The organism is Paenibacillus sp. J31R122 (assembly GCF_056269185.1).
Genome location: NZ_JBWDNM010000008.1, coordinates 245,086 through 265,157, shown reverse-complemented (window position 1 = coordinate 265,157; position 20,072 = coordinate 245,086). Strand labels below are relative to the sequence as shown.

General features: G+C 43.6%; 18 protein-coding genes and 1 riboswitch. Of the genes, 6 read left to right on the top strand and 12 right to left on the bottom strand.

Annotated features, from left to right (window positions below; translation table 11 throughout):
- Window positions 1-21: 21 nt before the first annotated feature.
- The 6 genes from thrS to metA form a co-directional block, all read right to left on the bottom strand.
- The gene (gene thrS / locus AC0YN7_RS15640; protein ID WP_475810937.1) at window positions 22-1,959 is read right to left on the bottom strand and encodes a threonine--tRNA ligase; all 1,938 of its coding nucleotides are present in this window, start codon (window positions 1,957-1,959) and stop codon (window positions 22-24) included.
- A gap of 460 nt (window positions 1,960-2,419) precedes the next feature.
- Window positions 2,420-3,352 (bottom strand): putative sporulation protein YtxC, encoded by a 933-nt coding sequence (locus AC0YN7_RS15635; RefSeq protein ID WP_475810936.1) that lies wholly within the window; start codon window positions 3,350-3,352, stop codon window positions 2,420-2,422.
- A 233-nt stretch (window positions 3,353-3,585) separates the two neighbouring features.
- A complete protein-coding gene (gene mqnC, locus AC0YN7_RS15630) occupies window positions 3,586-4,722 on the bottom strand; it encodes a cyclic dehypoxanthinyl futalosine synthase (protein ID WP_475810935.1) in 1,137 nt (378 codons plus the stop codon).
- Between the two features lie 165 nt (window positions 4,723-4,887).
- On the bottom strand, window positions 4,888-6,057 hold the full coding sequence (locus AC0YN7_RS15625; RefSeq protein ID WP_475810934.1) for a trans-sulfuration enzyme family protein: 1,170 nt from the start codon (window positions 6,055-6,057) through the stop codon (window positions 4,888-4,890).
- Window positions 6,058-6,060: 3 nt separating this feature from the next.
- Entirely contained in the window at window positions 6,061-7,224 is a 1,164-nt protein-coding gene (locus tag AC0YN7_RS15620; RefSeq protein ID WP_475810933.1) for a PLP-dependent transferase, read from the bottom strand.
- 27 nt (window positions 7,225-7,251) lie between these two features.
- Window positions 7,252-8,169 (bottom strand): homoserine O-acetyltransferase MetA, encoded by a 918-nt coding sequence (metA, locus tag AC0YN7_RS15615; RefSeq protein WP_475810932.1) that lies wholly within the window; start codon window positions 8,167-8,169, stop codon window positions 7,252-7,254.
- Window positions 8,170-8,309: 140 nt separating this feature from the next.
- Window positions 8,310-8,418: riboswitch (SAM riboswitch) on the bottom strand.
- A 472-nt stretch (window positions 8,419-8,890) separates the two neighbouring features.
- On the opposite strand from metA, the gene corA reads away from it, so the two are divergent.
- The 5 genes from corA (at window position 8,891) to AC0YN7_RS15590 (ending at window position 13,247) form a co-directional block, all read left to right on the top strand.
- The gene (gene corA, locus AC0YN7_RS15610) at window positions 8,891-9,826 is read left to right on the top strand and encodes a magnesium/cobalt transporter CorA (RefSeq protein ID WP_475810990.1); all 936 of its coding nucleotides are present in this window, start codon (window positions 8,891-8,893) and stop codon (window positions 9,824-9,826) included.
- Between the two features lie 204 nt (window positions 9,827-10,030).
- A complete protein-coding gene (locus AC0YN7_RS15605) occupies window positions 10,031-10,933 on the top strand; it encodes a LysR family transcriptional regulator (RefSeq protein ID WP_475810931.1) in 903 nt (300 codons plus the stop codon).
- A 42-nt stretch (window positions 10,934-10,975) separates the two neighbouring features.
- Window positions 10,976-11,785: a histidinol-phosphatase gene (locus AC0YN7_RS15600; RefSeq protein WP_475810930.1), complete on the top strand. Its 810-nt coding sequence runs from the start codon at window positions 10,976-10,978 to the stop codon at window positions 11,783-11,785.
- Between the two features lie 153 nt (window positions 11,786-11,938).
- A complete protein-coding gene (locus AC0YN7_RS15595; protein ID WP_475810929.1) occupies window positions 11,939-12,784 on the top strand; it encodes an EamA family transporter in 846 nt (281 codons plus the stop codon).
- Between the two features lie 154 nt (window positions 12,785-12,938).
- Window positions 12,939-13,247, top strand: coding sequence for a winged helix-turn-helix transcriptional regulator (locus AC0YN7_RS15590; RefSeq protein WP_475810928.1), 309 nt, complete (start codon window positions 12,939-12,941; stop codon window positions 13,245-13,247).
- Window positions 13,248-13,434: 187 nt separating this feature from the next.
- Here the strand turns inward: AC0YN7_RS15590 and sdhB are convergent, their stop codons facing one another.
- The 3 genes from sdhB to AC0YN7_RS15575 are packed head-to-tail and all read right to left on the bottom strand — an operon-like array spanning window position 13,435 to window position 16,657.
- Window positions 13,435-14,199 carry a succinate dehydrogenase iron-sulfur subunit gene (gene sdhB, locus AC0YN7_RS15585; protein ID WP_475810927.1) on the bottom strand — a complete coding sequence of 255 codons (765 nt, stop codon included), beginning with the start codon at window positions 14,197-14,199 and terminating at the stop codon, window positions 13,435-13,437.
- Window positions 14,200-14,201: 2 nt separating this feature from the next.
- On the bottom strand, window positions 14,202-15,959 hold the full coding sequence (gene sdhA, locus AC0YN7_RS15580) for a succinate dehydrogenase flavoprotein subunit (RefSeq protein ID WP_475810926.1): 1,758 nt from the start codon (window positions 15,957-15,959) through the stop codon (window positions 14,202-14,204).
- A gap of 26 nt (window positions 15,960-15,985) precedes the next feature.
- A complete protein-coding gene (locus AC0YN7_RS15575; RefSeq protein WP_475810925.1) occupies window positions 15,986-16,657 on the bottom strand; it encodes a succinate dehydrogenase cytochrome b558 subunit in 672 nt (223 codons plus the stop codon).
- Between the two features lie 197 nt (window positions 16,658-16,854).
- Here AC0YN7_RS15575 and AC0YN7_RS15570 point away from each other — a divergent pair, with 197 nt between their 5' ends.
- A complete protein-coding gene (locus AC0YN7_RS15570; RefSeq protein ID WP_475810924.1) occupies window positions 16,855-17,763 on the top strand; it encodes a LysR family transcriptional regulator in 909 nt (302 codons plus the stop codon).
- A gap of 63 nt (window positions 17,764-17,826) precedes the next feature.
- Here AC0YN7_RS15570 and AC0YN7_RS15565 read toward each other — a convergent pair whose 3' ends face one another.
- The 3 genes from AC0YN7_RS15565 to AC0YN7_RS15555 are packed head-to-tail and all read right to left on the bottom strand — an operon-like array spanning window position 17,827 to window position 20,051.
- Entirely contained in the window at window positions 17,827-18,495 is a 669-nt protein-coding gene (locus AC0YN7_RS15565) for a potassium channel family protein (RefSeq protein WP_475810923.1), read from the bottom strand.
- 12 nt (window positions 18,496-18,507) lie between these two features.
- Window positions 18,508-19,848, bottom strand: coding sequence for a TrkH family potassium uptake protein (locus AC0YN7_RS15560; RefSeq protein ID WP_475810922.1), 1,341 nt, complete (start codon window positions 19,846-19,848; stop codon window positions 18,508-18,510).
- Window positions 19,845-20,051, bottom strand: coding sequence for a hypothetical protein (locus AC0YN7_RS15555; RefSeq protein WP_475810921.1), 207 nt, complete (start codon window positions 20,049-20,051; stop codon window positions 19,845-19,847). The genes AC0YN7_RS15560 and AC0YN7_RS15555 overlap by 4 nt, the downstream gene beginning before the upstream one ends.
- Window positions 20,052-20,072: the final 21 nt, after the last annotated feature.

Genomic DNA, 20,072 nt, shown 5'->3' with positions numbered 1-20,072 from the left:
CCAAGCTTTATGCGTCCAGCCTTATATTTCCTTGTCCGCGATTTGCTTCTGAAGAAGCGCGATCAAGTCTGCAATCGGCATTGCGCCAATGTCTCCTTCACCGCGTTTGCGAACTGAAACAGCGTCGGCCTGCATTTCGTTCTCACCAACAACGAGCATGTAAGGCGCTTTCTCGATCTGTGCTTCGCGAATTTTATAACCAAGCTTCTCATTTCGCAAATCACTCTCAACACGGATACCGCTTAATTGAAGCTGTTCGGCGACTTTACGCGCATAGTCCTCGTACGCTGTCGATACCGGAATAACCTTCGCTTGAACCGGTGATAGCCAAAGCGGCAACGCACCGGCAAAGTTCTCAAGCAAAAATGCTGTCATTCTCTCCATTGTGCTTATTATGCCGCGGTGGATTACTACAGGACGATGCTTTTTTCCATCCTCGCCTACGTACTCCAGCTCAAAGCGCTCTGGCAGCAAGAAATCAAGCTGTGCAGTCGAGAGTGTTTCCTCTTTGCCAAGTGCTGTTTTAATTTGAACATCGAGCTTCGGACCGTAAAATGCTGCTTCGCCTTCCGCCTCAAAAAACGGCAATTCCAGCTCCTCAACTACTTCACGAAGCATACGCTGAGACATTTCCCACATTTCATCATTTTGGAAATATTTCTCTGTGTCCTGCGGATCCCGATAGGACAAGCGGAAACGATAATCTTTGATGCCGAAATCTTCATAAACCTTACGGATCAAATTCACAACCCGTGAGAATTCCTCCTTGATTTGATCAGGACGACAGAAGATATGGGCATCGTTAAGCGTCATAGCACGCACACGGTGTAAGCCAGTTAGTGCTCCCGACATTTCATACCGATGCATCGTACCGAGCTCAGCGATACGAACCGGCAAGTCGCGATAGCTGCGCATATCGCTCTTGAACACCATCATATGATGCGGACAGTTCATCGGACGCAGAACAAGCTCCTCATTGTCCATAACCATTGTCGGGAACATATCCTCGCTATAATGCTCCCAGTGTCCGGATGTTTTGTAAAGCTCTACGTTAGCCAATACAGGAGTATAGACATGCTCATAACCCAATTTTTCCTCCATATCAACGATGTAGCGCTCTAATGTTCTGCGTACCTTTGACCCATTTGGAAGCCATAGCGGCAAGCCTTGACCTACCTCACGCGAGAATGTGAACATTTTCAGCTCGCGTCCTAGCTTCCGATGATCTCTCTTCTTAGCTTCTTCCAAGAAATGCAGATGCTCATCGAGCTGCGCTTTCTTAGGAAAAGCTGTTCCATATATACGCTGGAGCATTTTGTTCTTAGAATCGCCGCGCCAGTAAGCGCCAGCCACGCTAAGCAGTTTAAAAGCTTTAATTCTGCCAGTCGAAGGTAAATGCGGTCCACGACAAAGATCAAAAAACTCACCTTGATCGTACATCGTAATGACTGAATCCTCAGCTAGGTCACGGATTAGCTCAAGCTTGAGATTGTCATCCAGCTCAGTGAAAATCGCGAGCGCTTCGTCCCTAGATACAACACGGCGGCGAATTTCTAGATTTTGCTGAACAATCTTCTCCATTTCCTTCTCGATTTTTACCAGATCCTCAGGCGTAATTGAATGCTCCATATCGATATCATAATAAAAACCGTCCTCAATGACGGGACCAATACCAAGCTTAACGTTCGATGTAGCATACAAACGCTTAATCGCTTGTGCAAGCAAGTGCGCTGTACTGTGACGATATACTTCTAGCCCATCAGCCGAATCAACTGTAACGATTTCAACAGCAGCATCACTGTCAATCGGTGTATACACGTCAACTACTTTACCATTTAATTTCCCTGCAATCGCATTTTTCCGCAATCCTGGGCTAATGGAGCCCGCTACCTCTTCAATAGTAGTGCCTGCCGCATATTCCCTTACAGCCCCGTCTGGAAATTTCACTTGAATAGACATTCTCTTTCATCCTCCTGTTAGTCAATCAGCTTTCTTATGCGTTACTGGTCGTACCAAGCCGCTGTGCTATCCTATACCTCAAAAAAAGCACAAAAAAAGCACGCATCCCGCAAAGGGACGAGTGCTTGTATACTCGTGGTTCCACCCTACTTCGACTGTAACCGCAACTTCTTTCGCGCTGCACAGTCCTCGTAATATCTGGTAACGGAGAAATCCGGTACAGCTTACTTCCATAACAAACTCGAAAACGAGTACGGAATAGGTTAGGCCGTACAGCTACAAAGGGGTACATCTGCAAACGTCATGGAAGGAAATTACAGCCAAGTTTCCTCTCTCTGTACCGGACATACCATGCAGACACATATCTTTGTCATCGCTGATTAGTTCTTATATGTGGATCATTATAGCCTGACTTGAGTAATTGGTCAAGGACAATATGGCCATTACGATATCAGTTAAGCTATGGTTGAATTTGTTCATCCAAGCTGCTGTTGCATGATGAGCATTGTACACATACCGTTACGCGTTGTTCAAATATCGTTTCAATAGTACGGATTACTTGCATATGCGGCTGCCTTGTATGAATGGTGATTTGCTTAGGTGAGACAGAAATCAAAGAGCTGATCACCATATCCTCAATATTTATTTCCGTTTCAAGCATCTCAGCCACAATACGATCAGAAGGCGGTTTGGGGTCAAGCAGTTGAAAGCTTTCGTCATACAGTATAAACTCATGCCCCCCCTTATGTAACAAATGCACCATTGGCACCTTTGTATCTTGGAGGAATACGAAATATTTCAATAGTGAAATAAACTCCTGATACTGCTTATCAAGCATATATTCATCTAACGCGTATTCAACAACCTCAACTAATTCCTTCCTATATGGCTCAAGCCTAAAAGTTGTAAAACCATTCACGTTAAGCTCGGTATTTTCATGCAAATATCGTTCAACTTCATTGGCAACCTTGCCCTTTCGTCTTTGGCGATCCGCATCTAGAAATTTAGACCCAAGACCATCCCATTCTTTACCATGCAGTAAATCATGACAATACTTCTCGATTACCGTTGCATCCGCTGATTTATTTTTCTGATATTTCCTGCGAATAATGGAAGCAAGCATCTCTGGCTCCATTTCACTTACTATAAACTCCGCAATGACATTCGAGGTTGACTTATATACTGCTGGACCATGTAGTTGAAGCTGAAAATATGGCAGTACTGCCTGACATTGAATTTCTTGAGCGGAAATGATCTGAAATTCTATTGCAGCAGCTTGTTCAGCTTTTGAGCCGTTATGTAAATCGACGACCACTTGTTCCGTCAACATTTTCACTAATTTATCCACCGAATAACTGTGGCTTGAAGATAATGATACTGTAAACAGCTCCATAAGCTAGCTCACTCCTTTCCTTCCTTATCAGTATATGGTCCCACGTCTTGGGATATACGATGAAGAGATTGGAATGAGTTCTGCCTATATACGTAAATTCATTAACAAAAACAAAAAATGCCCCTCGATCACTAATCCGCCTTAAAAAGCGGAGTAATGTCGAGAAGCATTTTGGTTAGTAGCGATCAAAGCATAGTATACATAACTTTTGAACCGTAACCGTACTACCTCGTTTAATTCTGCATAACAAAATCAAGCTCAGCCGTTTCATTCTCATGGTACGTCTTCAAAATATTATATTTGGTATCCCGCTGAGCAGGAATTTTGCCGCATTCACGAATGAGCTGAAGGATAAGATCAATGTTTACTTTATGTGTTGTGCCCGCTGCTGATACGACATTTTCTTCGATCATCGTACTGCCAAAATCATTACAACCATAGGATAATGACAATTTGCCCATTTCAGGACCCATTGTTACCCATGAGGATTGGAAGTTAGGAATATTGTCCAGCATTATCCGGCTGGCAGCAACTATTCTGAGGTATTCCTCAGGCTTAGCCTTCTCCAGCTTCAGATTCGTATTGTCCGGTTGGAAAGGCCATGAAATAAAGGCTAAGAAGCCCGTAGATTTATATTTGTTAGCAATGCATTCATCTTGAGCATCGCGAATGCGCATCATGTGGAGCGCACGCTCTTCCACCGTCTCGCCAAGTCCATACACCATCGTTGCTGTCGTATTCATCCCATGACGGTGCGCTGACTTCATGACATCCATCCAATCGGTCCAAGAGCCCTTCATACGGCTAATTTTCCGGCGAGTACGATCATCCAAAATTTCAGCTCCGCCGCCAGGCAGCGAATCCAGCCCAGCCTCATGCAGTTGTCTGATGACTTCATCAAGCGAGAGACCATCCGATACAACCTTCATTTTCTGAATTTCCGCAGGAGAAAAGGAGTGCATCGTAATTTCCGGGAATTGCTGTTTAATTTTGCGAAGTAGATCCAAATAATAAGTAAACGGCAAATCTGGATTTGTTCCGCCTTGCATTAATATTTCAGTACCGCCGACGTCTAATGTTTCTTGAATTTTCGTCAATATGGTATCATCCGGAAGCACATAGCCTTCCTTCGAACCCGGCGCGCGATAAAAAGCGCAAAACCTGCAATATACATCGCATACGTTTGTATAGTTAACGTTTCTGCCTACGACAAAAGTCGTGATCGGATCTGGATGATGCTTTAACATAATCTGATTTGCGACATGTCCCATCTTCTCAATCTGATCCGAGGCTAACAGCTCCATGCCTTCTTCAAAATTTACTCGTTCACCGCGTAACGCTTTATCCAAAATACGGTCCAACGTTCCCATTCCGAAAGACCTCCTTATTTCCGTTCTAGTAGTATAGCAATCAATTTATCCTATCATAAATATATAAGAGAAGTCACCCGCCATATGATGCTCAATCTGTCCATTAATGAAGAAAAACATGGAATGTTCACAAGAACATCCATGTTTCCTCTCAATTAATGCAGTTTATGAACGCAAGGCATTTTCCAAATCCGCAATTAAATCATCAATGTCCTCTAAGCCAACTGAATAACGAACCAGTCCATCAGTAATTCCCCGCGCATGCCTAACTTCTTTAGGCATAGCCGCATGAGACATCATCGCAGGATAGGAAAGAATACTTTCTACCGCTCCCAAGCTTACAGCTACTAGTGGGATTTTCACTTTGCTCAGCAATGATTTCGCACGATCGCCGCTGCCGACATCGAAGGATACAACAGCGCCATAACCAAGCGATTGCTTTTCGTGGATCGCGCGGCCTGGGTGATCTTCTAAGCCCGGATAATAAACAGCTGTCACCTCGTGATGCTCTGACAACCATTTAGCAAGTTTTTGCGCGCTGCGCTCGCTTTGTTCCATACGAGTCTTCAATGTTTTCATTCCACGCATTAACAGCCATGATTCCTGTGCGCTAAGCACCGTTCCAAGACCATTTTGCAGCTGCTTCAGACGTCTTCCGAGACTTTCATCAGCCGTTACCGCAAGACCTGCCAGCACATCACTGTGTCCGCCTAAAAACTTGGTTGCGCTATGCAAAACAATATCCACACCAAGCTCAATCGGACGTTGATGATAAGGCGTCATAAACGTGTTATCAAGCATAGTTAGCAAGTTGTTTTCCTTTGCCCAACCGGTTATCTCGGCAATATCGGTTATTTTTAGCGTTGGATTCGAAGGTGTTTCCATAAAAACGGCCTTTGTATTCGGCTTCAGAGCCGACTTGACCGAAGCAAAATCGGTCATATCCACAAATGTCGTCTCTATGTTCATACGGTCCAAAACAGTAGTAAGCAAACGGTACGTACCACCATATACGTCTTCTGTTACAATAACATGCTCACCTGCGGATAGCAGCAAAAATGATGTTGAGATTGCAGCCATGCCTGATGCGAATGCTAAGCCGCGCGCTCCGCCCTCCAGTAACGCGATGTAATCCTCAAGCGCTTGCCTCGTTGGATTGCCGGAACGACTGTAATCATATTGCGGCGGGTTGAATATATCGTGATGATGGAACGTCGATGCTTGATAGATAGGTACGCTTGAAGCACCCGTATGCTCATCAATTTCCGCTCCGAAATGAATCAGCTTTGTTGCAAATTTACGCTCATCTAGTTGTTTTTTATCGTGATCACTCATCTATTAAAGTCCCTCCGCAATCTCACGCTTTGCTTCAGCCAGCGCATTCGCTAAATCGCCGATCAGGTCATCTACATGCTCAATACCTACTGAGAAACGCAGCAGTCGGTCATCCACACCGATTGCTTGACGAATTTCAAGCGGAATATCCGCGTGTGTTTGAACCGCAGGATAAGTCATTAACGATTCAACTCCGCCTAAGCTTTCAGCGAACGAAATTAATTGTATATGACGCAAGATCGGCTCAACATAACGAGCATCCTTCAAACGGAATGAGAAAATGCCGGTATTGCCTGATGATTGCTTGTTCTGAATGTCATGACCTGGATGGTGCGGAAGCGCAGGATAATAAACATCCTCGATCGCCTCATGTTCCATCAAATACTTAGCAATTTGAGTCGCGTTGTATTCATGACGTTCCATCCGAAGCGCCAGCGTCTTCATCCCTCTCATAAGCAGCCACGAATCTTGAGGTCCAAGCACCGCACCGATCGAGTTATGGAGAAATGCCATTTCATCTGATAGCTCTTTACCCTTCGTCACAATTAGACCAGCCAACACATCGTTATGTCCGCCCAAATATTTGGTTGCGCTATGAATGATAATGTCCGCGCCCAGCTCTATTGGACGTTGAAAGAAAGGTGTGAGCAGCGTATTATCAACAATTGTGAGCAATCCTTTCGATTTGGCCCAATTAGCAGCACGTTCAATATCGGTTATCATCATAAGCGGATTAGTTGGCGTCTCGATCAGTATTGCCTTCGTATTCTCTGTACACAGCAATGACATTGCATCGATATCATTAGTATCTACATAAGATGCCGTTACGCCGAATCTCTTCATGATTCTTTCAAGCAGACGGTATGTTCCTCCGTACAGATCCAACGAGACAATCAGGTGATCTCCTTGGCTAAATAAAGCGAAAACCGTTTGTAAAGCAGCCATGCCTGAGCTGCACGCAAATGCCGCATCACCTGATTCCAATTGTGCAGCCGCCTCTTCTAGCACAGATCTTGTAGGACTTTTTGTACGTGAATAGTCAAAACCTGTGCTTTGCCCCAATTGAGGATGACGGAAAGCGGTAGCTTGATAAATAGGAAAGCTTACCGCACCCGTAACCGGTTCATGTAGAGTACCGATCTGAGCTAAATGACTTTCGATTTTCATAATAATTTTGTACTCCTTCCAAAATCGTTAAATGTCTGCGCCTAGATCAAAAGGTGTTTGTTGATATACGTAATAGTTAAGCCAGTTGGAGAACAAAAGGTTAGCATGAGCACGCCATGTCGAGAGCGGCAGATTTGCTGGATTATCTCCCGGGAAATAATTTTTTGGCAGATCTATGTGAAGGCCTTTATCCTTATCACGATCGTATTCAAACTTAAGTGATGTCGGATCATACTCTGAGTGGCCTGTTACAAAAATTTGTTTACCATCCTTTGTAGCTACAATATATACACCTGAGTCAGGTGATTCAGACAAAATGTGCAGATCATCAATCTGATCAATATCCTCTCTGCGGAACTCCGTATGTCTCGACTGCGGCACAAAGAACAATTCGTCAAAGCCTCTTAGCAAATTGACATTCCGTTTCTCGATCGTATGAGGAAATACGCCGAACACCTTTTTATCCAAGCTATACTTCGGTACTCCGAAATGATGATACAAGCCAGCCTGTGCAGCCCAACATATATGGAATGTTGAAGTGACACGTCTAGTACTCCATTCCATAATTTCCTTCAGCTCTTCCCAGTATGTCACTTCCTCAAAGGGCAAATGCTCCACTGGCGCGCCTGTAATGATTAGTCCATCATAATATTGATCTGAAATTTCATCGAACGTTTTGTAAAATGACTCCAGATGGTCAGGTGACGTATTTTTTGATATATGCGTCCTAGGATGCAGAAGTACAAACTCAACTTGCAGCGGTGTATTGCCAATAAGTCTAAGCAGCTGCGTTTCTGTTGTTTCTTTAGTTGGCATTAAATTCAATATAGCGATGCGCAATGGTCTAATATCTTGGTGATAGGCAATACTTTCATCCATTACGAAAATGTTCTCATTATTAAGTATTTCTTTAGCCGGCAAGTTGTCTGGTACTTTGATAGGCATTTCCATCACTCCCAAATGTTTAGTTACCACGGCTTACTTCTAAAGGACAAGTAAGCTAGGCGATATGACCGCTTTAACAACAAAAAGACCCTTTCTGCTGTGAGAAAAGGTCGTATGCTCAGTAAAGAAGCCATCCGCCTCTCTCATCTCCCAGAAACATAAATGTTTCCGCAAGAATTAGCACCGTGCATAGTTATGCCGGTTGCCGGGCTTCATCGGGCTAGTCCCTCCGCCTGCTCTTGATAAGAAAGTAAGTCTATTCAATTTTCAGCGATTCACTTACCGATAACTTTAATGCATTCTTTAATTAGAGTCAAGATCCAGATGCATTTTCCATCTTTTCATCGTCTGATTGTTTATTTTTACATTCAGCTGTCTTCTTATCACAAAACATAAATGACTTTGCATATGTTAGCGATAGGGGTCGAAAATCATTGTATTAATGCTTGAATGTAAAGCTAATACGGGAGTATACTAGACAAGAATTATTTCGCCTATTTGACTAACAAAGGAGTGCAAACGGACATGGACGGAGATAGACCTAAGCCCGAAAAATACCGAATACGGTTACTGCCGGTTGAACACGCGGCTGAAGCTCTATCCACTATCTATGCCGTACGCTCAGTTTTGAAAGCTGAATAAGGCAGTTGATGCGGATTTATGCTCAATGCCTACGCTTCAGTCGGCAGTCACCTCTAAAGAAGAGAAGGAGTGACTGATGATGAAAATTCGTCTCGTTAGTAATGGTGTATTTACACCTATCGAAGATATTACACAAACACTTGTCCCTGCTCCAGAGGGATTTTACTGGATTGATGCTGACATTGAAGATTTAGCTGTTTTGCAGCCCTTGTTCAGCATGCATGATCTTGCTGTAGAGGATTGCCTTAGCGAGGATGAGCAGCGTCCAAAAATCGAGATTTATGAAAGCCATTATTTTATCGTAATCAATAGCATTCGATTTGATGATGAAGAAATTTTTCTGCGCGCGCTTAATATTTTTCTTGGCCGCCACTTTATAATAACCGTTACTAAACAAAAAATTAATGAGCTCCGCTCGTTAAAGCCCGTTTTATGGGAGCAAGAAGTTAATAGACCCGATTACTTCCTATATCACCTTGTCGATATTGTCGTTGATAACTATTTCCTCGTTGGAGATCGCATCGATACTCGAATCGAAACGCTGGAAGAAGATATTCTCATGCATACAAAAAAATCACATCTGAACGAAATCATCGGACTGCGCGGTGAAATACTGTGGTTAAAAAAAGTGCTGGGTCCACAACGGGATGTCATTGCTACTTTAAATAAGAAAGACTTAAAGCTTATCGATGACCAGCTGCAAAAGTATTTTAGCGATATTTATGAAAATGCTCTAAAAATAGCCGAGTCATTCGATACGTACCGCGACCTGATGGGCAACTTGCGAGAAGCTTACCAATCAAGCGTCTCCAACCGAGCCAATGAAATTATGCGTGTGTTCACCGCTATTACGACCATCTTTATGCCATTGACATTTATTACAGGTATTTACGGAATGAATTTCGACTTCATACCTGGTCTCCATTTTCAAGCTGGATCTTACATTTTACTCGGCTTCATGCTGCTGCTAGGTATTAGCATGTTTATTATTTTCCGCAAGAAGGAATGGCTATAGAAGCCTGATACGCGTTTTAACTTAAAGGCTGCAGCTCCACAGGCCATTTATGCCTTGTCGAGCTGCAGCCTCTTTATTTATAAAGAGTCCGCAGCGCTTATCGAACATTTTTCGTCCCTATTTTGCTGTAATGATTGCAATCCTTTATAATGAAAAAATAACTCTTGGAACAGTCTGAACCTTGAAAGGGGGATTGACGTCGACGTGAACATTAGCCAGCTTGAAACACTCCTCACCATTTCCAAAACGATGAGCTTTCGAAAAGCCGGGGAGCTGCTTAATTTAACTCAGCCAGCTGTATCCGCGCAAATCAAAAGTTTGGAGGATGAGTTCAAGACGGTCCTTATCGATCGTAATCAGCCCGTCACTTTAACCGATCACGGACAAGTTTTTCTCGAACACGCGGAAAAAATGCTGACCATCGTAGAAGAGCTGAAGCAAAAGCTCTCTGATTTAAATTTAACGCCGCAAGGTCATATTATACTTGGCACAACTGCTTCGATCGCGATCCAAATTTTACCGCGCGTTTTATCTTATTTTCAGAACCAATTTCCATTAATTAAAACGACTATACATTCCATGCCCTCATCTCAGGTTATGGCTAGCGTTGAAAACGGTTCTGTCGACATTGGCATCACTTATCTAAATGAAAAAAACCCTCATTTGAAATCCTCAGTTCTGTATTACGATACATTCGAGCTCGTTGTATCTCCTGCGCATCCAATGAGCCATTTAACGCATACTACAGTAGATACACTGAAAGACATTCCCATGATCATGCTCTCACCTGATACGCTTGGCCGCAGATTTGTTGATCGAATTTTCCGTAAATATAATCTCAACCCTAATATTGTTATGGAAGTATCGAGCAGCGAGGAAGTAAAACGAATGGTTGAAATTAATCTCGGTGCTGCTGTTGTATCGAAGCTATCGATCGCGAACGAGCTTCGACTAGGCACGTTAAAGATTATAAAAGTGCATGAGCTGGAAACAAGCCATCCTGTTGGAGTCGTCTATAAATCCAGTCGTTATTTAAATACGGCTATGCAGCAGTTTCTCAGTGACTTGAAGGGAATGCCTGAGCATCAGTTTATTAGCAGCGAATAAAAGATCAAAGCCCATACTAACTAAGAGGTAGGAGATTTGACAATGAAATTCGATTTACATACACATCATTTCAGATGTGGTCATGCCGACGGCAATATTGAAGATTACATTGTTGCAGGGATAAATGCAGGTCTACAAGTAATAGGAATATCCGACCATTCTCCTTACTTCTATCATGAAGAGGATCAACCTTCACCTGGCATAGCGATGGCGAGAAGTGATTTTGCTAACTATGTGGATGAGGTACTGCGATTAAAAGAGAAATATCAAGGTAAAATTGAGGTACTGCTTGGAATGGAATCCGACTATTATCCGGAATACGCAGATATTTATCGCGCGGCTTATAAGAACATACCCTTCGACTACTTAATTGGGTCCGTCCATCAAGTAAGCGGTGTCAGCATTTTCAATCGAAAGCGCTGGAAAGGGTTAAACGAGGCTCAGAAGATTGAACAAAAACAAAATTACTACGAACTTATCCAGCAATCAGCACGCAGCGGTATGTTCGATATTTTAGGACATATCGATGCGATGAAAGGGTACTACCCAGCATTTTCGGACATACCTGCGGAGTCCCATATCGATAAGACACTTGAAATCATTGCGGAATGCAAAGTTTCCATTGAGATCAATACGTCCGGCAGCACGAAGGATGTCGGCGGCTGGTATCCCTCTGATCAGATTTTGGAGCGCGCTCTTTACTACGGAGTGAATGTTACTTTCGGTTCTGATGCGCATTTGCCAAGCAGAGTCGGAGATGAATGGGAGCTCGTTGAAAAACGTTTAAAGGAAATAGGTTTCTCACAGTGGGTATTTTACCGTCAGCGCCAGCAAATAATCGTCCCTATATAAATTGTTATTTATGAACAAAAAAATGGACCTGCACGTTGCAGGTCCCAAAAGATATATTAAAAGGGGGTCTTGTTTATTATAATAGCCCATTAATGTAATGGGACGATCACAGTACTATTTCATTTGTGTAACAAATTTAAGGAGTTGGACATCATGTGGCTCATCACGGCAATCAGCAGCGCAATTTTATTTGGACTAGCTGGGTGGTGGATGAAAGTTTCGCAAATGCGAGGTGGATCAACTCGGCTGCTGCTGCTTGGTCTATATGCGTCCGGATCGCTCGGCTTCGGAGTTCACGCAGCGCTTGAAGGAACTTTGCCAATGCTCGCGAATGCTGACGTATGGATTGCCGGTATCATTATTGGAGCTGGCTCCGCTTGGGGGAACGCGTTATTTATGAAAGCACTCCATTACGGACCTGCAAGCTTAACCTCCCCGCTTACCAATATGAACATTGTATTAGTCATAGCATTGGCTACCTGGTGGTATAGGGAGCCACTCTCCGTATCACAAGCTGTCGGTATCTGCCTCCTACTGCTCGCAGTCGTGTTTATTGCCCACAAACGCAAGGAACCGCTCACCATTACGGAAAAACGTTGGTTTATACTTGTAGGAGCTGCTATACTCATGTTTGCTTTGCGTAATGGCGGCTTGAAGGTGACGGAAGAGCTTGGGCTTCCTAGTGCTCCTATTCTGTTTATTGCTTATGCACTTTCACTTCTCTGGTTCCTGCTACCCATACGAGGATCGGATTCTAGAGCTTCTAAGCGTATAGGATTATGGTACGGGCTCATAGCAGGCTTGTTCTCTTACGGCGGGTTACAGCTGTATGCGATCGCGCTCTCGACTGGTCAGGCAAACCTGGCTGCTCCTATTTTCGCAACGAATAGCTTGGTTGTTGCGGCCGGCGCCATTGCGGTCTATAAAGAAAAACTTTCCGCTCTGCAGTGGGCAGCCTTTGCTTTTACAATTATCGGCTTAGTAATCATTCGGCTATAAAATGGTTCTAATACACAAACTACATTTTAAATAGCTGTTGCAATAAAGCTAACTTATATAAAGTAAATATATATTTTTGCACGCATTTTGAAATGAACTTACTTTTAGTTCGTTCATATGCTACAATAGTAATACAAAAAGCGGGGTGATACGGTTGGATTATTCGACAATGTGCCCAAAATACGAAGCCGCGGCCGACATATTAGGAAAAAAATGGACTGGCAGAATTATAAGGGTTTTACTTGGAGGACCAAAACGATTCAAAGAAATTAAAGAACAAATTCCTGAAATGAGCGACAAAATGCTCACTGATCGAATGAAAGAATTGGAAGCGTTAGCCATAATTAAGCGTCAAGTATATCCTGAGATGCCCGTACGAATAGAGTATGAGCTTACTTGTAGGGGTCACGAGCTCCAGCCTGTTATTGAGTCCATTCAAAAGTGGGGAGAACAATGGATGTAAGGATATAAATCAGAAAACCGCCTAGGCGGTTTTTTTGTTCTTTCCGCTGACATCTTGGTTGATATCCAATTGACAATGAAATTACAATCCGTTACTATTGATAATAATAATCAGTATCATGATAACAAAAAAAAGAACCCCCGAACTATTCGAGGGCTCCTATTATTCATTCATAGGCTTGAATTAATTAAGCATTAAGCCATTTCTTGAATAAATGTTTCGTTGTATCCTTGTTCATCGCAGCGATTGATGTTGTTAACGGAATACCTTTCGGGCATGAGCGAACACAGTTTTGCGAGTTACCGCAGCCCTCAATACCGCCATCAGACATCAGTTCATCCAGGCGCTCTTCTTTATTCATTTCTCCCGTCGGATGCGCGTTAAACAAACGAACTTGGGAAATGGCTGCTGGACCGATAAAGCTGTTGCGATCATTGACGTTAGGGCATGCTTCGAGGCATACACCACATGTCATACATTTGGAAAGCTCGTACGCCCATTGACGCTTCGACTCAGCCATACGAGGTCCAGGACCTAGATCGTATGTGCCATCAATTGGAATCCATGCTTTTACTTTTTTCAAAGCACCGAACATCCGCTCACGATTGATAACAAGATCACGGACAACAGGGAATGTACGCATTGGCTCAAGACGTACCGGCTGCTCCAGCTTATCAATCAACGCGCTGCATGCTTGACGCGGCTTGCCGTTAATAACCATAGAACATGCGCCGCACACTTCTTCCAAGCAGTTTGAATCCCAGCATACTGGTGCAGTACCCTTGCCGTCTACAGTCTTCGGATTACGCTGAATTTCCATAAGGCCGCTTATGACGTTCATATTCGCGCGGTATGGGATTTCAAATTCTTCCGTATAAGGCTGAGATTCTGGAGAGTCCTGCCGGGTAATAATAAATTTAACCGTTTTTGAAGCGACTGTCGTTGTAGCCATCGTTATTCTCCTTTCTTCTTGTCCGTAGAATAATCACGTTTACGAGGTGTAATCAGACTAACATCGATGTCCTCGTATGAAATTTGAGGTCCTTCTTTCGTCCATTTCGCAATTGTCGATTTCATGAAATGATCATCATCACGTTCCGCGAATTCTGGTTTATAATGCGCGCCACGGCTTTCGTTACGCAGCAAAGCTCCAAGTGTCATCGCTTCGGAGAGCTCAAGCATATTCCACAATTGACGCGTAAACGCCACTCCCGCATTGTTCCATTGCGCTGTATCGTTAATATTGATTTTCGCATAACGCTGCTTCAGCTCTTTGATCTTAACGATCGTTGCTTCCAGCTTATTGTTAAAACGAACAACAGTCATGTTGTTTGTCATTATTTCGCCTAGCTCTTTGTGAATAACATACGCATTCTCGTTGCCGTTCATCGCTAGAATGCTGTTATATTTATCGGTTTGGCGTTTGTTCTCACGATCGAATACGGAAGATGGAAGATCTTCAGCTGACTTCTTCAAGCCTTTAATATATTCTACCGCTTTCGGACCAGCAACCATACCGCCATAGATAGCAGACAGCAAGGAGTTGGCGCCTAGTCGATTCGCTCCGTGATACTGATACTCGCATTCACCAGCCGCGAATAGACCTGGAATGTTCGTCATTTGGTTATAATCAACCCACATGCCGCCCATTGAATAGTGAACCGCAGGGAAAATTTTCATCGGAATTTTACGCGGATCGTCACCCATGAACTTCTCATAGATCTCAATGATACCGCCGAGCTTAACATCAAGCTCCTTCGGATCTTTGTGCGACAAGTCTAGGTAAACCATGTTTTCTTGATTGATACCAAGCTTCTGGTCAACGCATACGCTGAAAATTTCACGCGTCGCGATGTCACGAGGAACAAGGTTTCCGTAAGCCGGATATTTTTCCTCTAAGAAGTACCAAGGCTTGCCATCCTTATACGTCCAAATACGACCGCCTTCACCGCGTGCTGATTCTGACATCAAGCGAAGCTTGTCATCGCCAGGAATAGCTGTCGGGTGGATTTGAATGAATTCGCCGTTCGCATAGTTAACACCTTGCTGGTAAACCGCGCTAGCAGCTGTACCTGTATTAATAACGGAGTTTGTTGTTTTGCCGAAAATAATACCAGGACCGCCTGATGCCAAAATTACTGCATCTGCACGAACCGTGTGTACTTCCATCGAACGCAAATCTTGGGCTGATACACCGCGGCATACGCCATCGTCATCAAGTACAGCGCCAAGGAATTCCCAGTGCTCGAACTTGTTTACGAGACCAGCTGCTTCCCAGCGGCGAACTTGCTCATCCAGTGCGTACAGAAGCTGTTGGCCAGTCGTTGCACCCGCGAACGCTGTGCGGGAATGCTTCGTACCGCCAAAGCGACGGAAGTCGAGCAAGCCTTCAGAAGTACGACTGAACATAACGCCCATACGGTCCATCAAGTGAATAATGCCAGGAGCGGCATCGCACATTGCTTTAACTGGCGGCTGATTCGCTAGAAAGTCTCCGCCATATACGGTATCGTCAAAATGCTCCCACGGAGAATCGCCTTCCCCTTTTGTATTAACTGCCCCATTAATTCCGCCTTGAGCACATACGGAATGAGAACGTTTAACTGGCACAAGAGAAAACAGATCAACATGCACGCCTGCTTCCGCTGCTTTAATGGTTGCCATCAAACCAGCTAGTCCGCCGCCAATGATAATAATTTTATTTTTAGACATAACGTTTCGCTCTCCTTGTCTTCATTCTATCCGATATTCGTCCATGCCAATGCAGCATTCGCAGCTTCCTTAAATTCATCGCCGCTAAACGCGATAAGCGAAAGAATAAACAGCGCAGATACGACAACAAAAACACCCATACAAATATAGGAAGAAATACGTTGCGCTTTTGGACCGATTGTAATTCCCCAGCTAACTAGGAATGACCAAAGGCCGTTACTGAAATGGAATACCGCTGCAAGAACACCGATTACATAAAGCGTGAAGTAGACCGGGCTGGTTGCGATTAAATTCATCGTTGAGCCTAGCTCCTCATGCGTAATATTGCCAAGGTAAACTTGCATACGAGTCTGATACATATGCCAGAAAACGAATATGAAGGTAATTACCCCCGTAATCCGTTGTGCTGTAAATGCCCAGTTTCTCCCGTACTTAAAGCGTCCCGTATTGCTGTTTGATTGGTAAGCGACGTATAAACCGTAAATACCATGGAACAATAGCGGGAGGTAAATCCCGAAAATCTCTAGCAATGGCAAAATTGGCATACTGTTAATAAAAGTTACGCCCTTGCTAAAGCCTTCAGATCCGCGCTCAAATGCCTGATAGTTAGTCAGCCCGTGCACAAGGATAAAACCACCAAGTGGAATAATCCCGAGAAGCGAGTGGAGCTTGCGCGCGAAATACGAATTTTCTTTCATTTGATTCCTTCTCCTTTCAAAACTGTGAGTGCGATAATCTTAACAAATCATTCTACATTGTAACCCCAGCATGTACCTTCGTCAACAAATCTCGACACACTTTTGCCACACTTCCCATCCTACCCCATTTCATCTTATAATGGAATTGCTTATTTTTTATAATTTCTTATAACAAATTAACATAAGGAGATCTTTCGATGAATGAGGAAATGCATGTATTCACAGTAATTGTTGAGCAATCCAGTATGAACAAGGCATCAGCACTGCTTAATTTGTCGCAGCCGGCCTTATCCCGAAAAATTGCTAAGCTCGAACAGGAGATTGGTGTTGAGCTGTTTCGCCGCATCGGCAAAAGGCTGGAACTCACTCGAATTGGTCAGCTAACTTACGAATATGCAATTGAATTGCGTCAGCTGCATCGGAAGTATTTGCAAACCGTTTCCGAATTTACAATTACTGGTCGAACCTCACTAACAATTGGCGCAAGCTTAACGACATTGCAAACAACTTTGCCTGATCTCATTCAAACGTTAACGGCAACGCATCCCGAAATCGATATTAAAGCGATTACCGGTAAAACGCATGAAATCGTATCGCTTGTCCGAGACCATAAAGTAGATATTGGAATCGTCGCATCAAGCATCGAAGACTCAACTGTACGATGCGTTCCCCTATTTGAGGATCATCTGTCGCTCGTATTGCCGCGAAATCAATTGATAACGGATAAAGGAGCACTCGGTATACAGGACTTAACTGGAATGCCAATGATTTTGTTCTCCAAAGGAACTTGGTATCGTATTTTAACTGATGAGCTATTCGATAAATATCATCTTCAACCGGATGTACGTATGGAAATCGATTCATTCGAAGCGATATTGAGACTTCTGCATACTTGCAGAGCAGCGACATTGCTTCCTCAATCTTACATGCGCCATCAGTTACTAGAAGATAACGATCTCATTGTACTGCCTATTCGCGAGCTCCAAGATACTAAACGTACGACGTCGCTAATTCACGCCGATTCTGTAGCGCTTAGTCCCTCAATTAGACTATGGATTAATGAAATGGCTGCGAGATTTCCATATCAAAAGGAAAGCAGCATATAAAATAGCTGCTTTCCTTCATCATTTCCAATAATAAGCTTCTGAATCCGTGCTGTACTTTATCAATTAACGAATAACAGTTTCCTCGAATTGCTCGATTTGTTCATTTGTACCGATTATGACCATTACGTCACTCTCTGTTAGAACATCAGTTGCCGTAGGAGCGATAATGATTCCACCTGGCTTATTGATGGCTACAATGCTGCAGCCAAATCGAGCGCGCGGATTCAAGTCATGCAGCGATTTGCCGTTTAAGCACTTCGGCACTGCAAGCTCGGCAATCGTGTATTCTTTCGACAGCTCAATATAATCGAGTAAATTTGGTGATACGAGTTGATGCGCTACCCGAATACCCATGTCCCTCTCCGGATATACGACTCGATCAACGCCTATTTTCTCCAGCACACGTCCGTGCAGCTCACTTATTGCCTTCGCCACAACCTTCTTCACACCTATATCTTTAAGTAAGATAGCAGTTAAAATACTAGCTTGAATGTCGTCTCCGATAGCTACGACACCACAGTCAAAATTACGCACGCCCAGTGATCGAAGCGTCTCTTCATCGGTACATTCCGCAGCTACAGCATAGGTTAAGACACTGCTCATTTCTTGCACAGCCTCATCATCCTTGTCGACCCCGAGCACCTCATAACCAAGCTGGACGAGCTCTCGCCCTAAACTGGACCCAAACCTTCCCAAACCTATAATAACAAACTGACTTTTTTTCGTCGCCACTTGCTTAAACCCCTATCCAATTGTGATTTTTCCTTCTGGATGCCGATATAGCTCTTTTTCTGTGCGAGGCCCAAGCGCATAAGCGAGCGTCAAAGGACCAAGCCGCCCGGCAAACATCGTTATTGCGATTATAATTTTTCCGATATTGGATAGTTCAGGTGTCACCCCAATTGAAAGACCGACTGTTCCGAATGCCGATGTTGCTTCGAATAAGAGATTAATAAATTGTTGTTCCTCTGTCATCGATAGCAGCATGGTTACGACTATAACGAGTGCCAGAGATAATAATGTAATGGTCAAAGCTTTGAAGATACGATCTTTACCCAGTCTATAGCGGAACAGTACTATATCTTCACGGCCGCGAATCATCGCAAAAACTGCACCGACCAAGGTCATGAAGGTAGTCGTTTTGATACCGCCGCCCGTGGAGCCTGGCGAAGCACCAATGAACATTAAAATAATGGTAAAAAATACGGTCGCCTGACGCAATTGCGTATAATCAAGTGTATTGGCTCCAGCTGTACGAGGTGTAACCGACTGGAACAAGGAGGACAAAATTTTGCCGCTCCAATCCAATGAACCAAGTGTCTTCGTATTGGAAAACTCAAATATAAATATAACTATAGCTCCGATTGCAATTAATGATCCCGTCATTGAAAGTACGACTTTACTGTGCAGAGAAAGCTTGCGTGTTTTACGAAACTCCATAAGATCAGCCATTACAACAAATCCTAATCCTCCGGTTATAATAAGGAGCATACCCGTAAAAGTTACAATTGGGTCATCTACGTACACTGTTAAGCTTCTAAAACCGCCGAAAATGTCAAAGCCCGCGTTGTTGAACAATGAAACAGCATGGAACGCGCCGAAGTATAACGCTTTGCCAATCGGCATATCAAATGCGAATCTCGAAGCAAATAGGAACATTCCGATTAGCTCAATCGATAAAGAATAGAGGATGACTCGTTGAATCAATCGAACGATCCCCTCCATACTCGTTTGGTTCATCGCCTCTTGAAGCAAAAGCCGCTCCTTTAATGAAATTCTCTTTCTAAGCACAAGCGCAACAAGTGTAGCCATCGTCATAAAGCCGAGTCCGCCAAGCTGAAAAAGTATCATTAAAATGACTTGACCAGGCACAGAGAAGTACGTTCCTGTATCGACAACGACAAGGCCGGTTACACAGGTTGCCGATGTTGCAGTGAACAGCGCATCCAAAAAAGGAAGACGCTCACCAGAGGCCGATGCAAAAGGCATAGAAAGCAGCAAAGCACCTATTAATATAATAAGGGCGAATCCACTAACCAGTATTCGCGGCGGCGACCATTTCAATATATTCCAATTAAATTTCATCCATCAGCCTTCTTCTCGTCTGTATTCTCAATTGCTACACGATTATAATCCAAAAGCAGGAGAGGATCATAGCTTGCATAAAGCTCAAAAGCAATGATTTTGAGCCAAAAAAGGGCAATGTTGTTAGGTAACAGCCTGCTTACTTGAAGAACATCATTATTTCTTTTGTTTTCAACTGTATCCATATATTCTTGCAGTTCCATTCAGATATCATCCATAAGGAG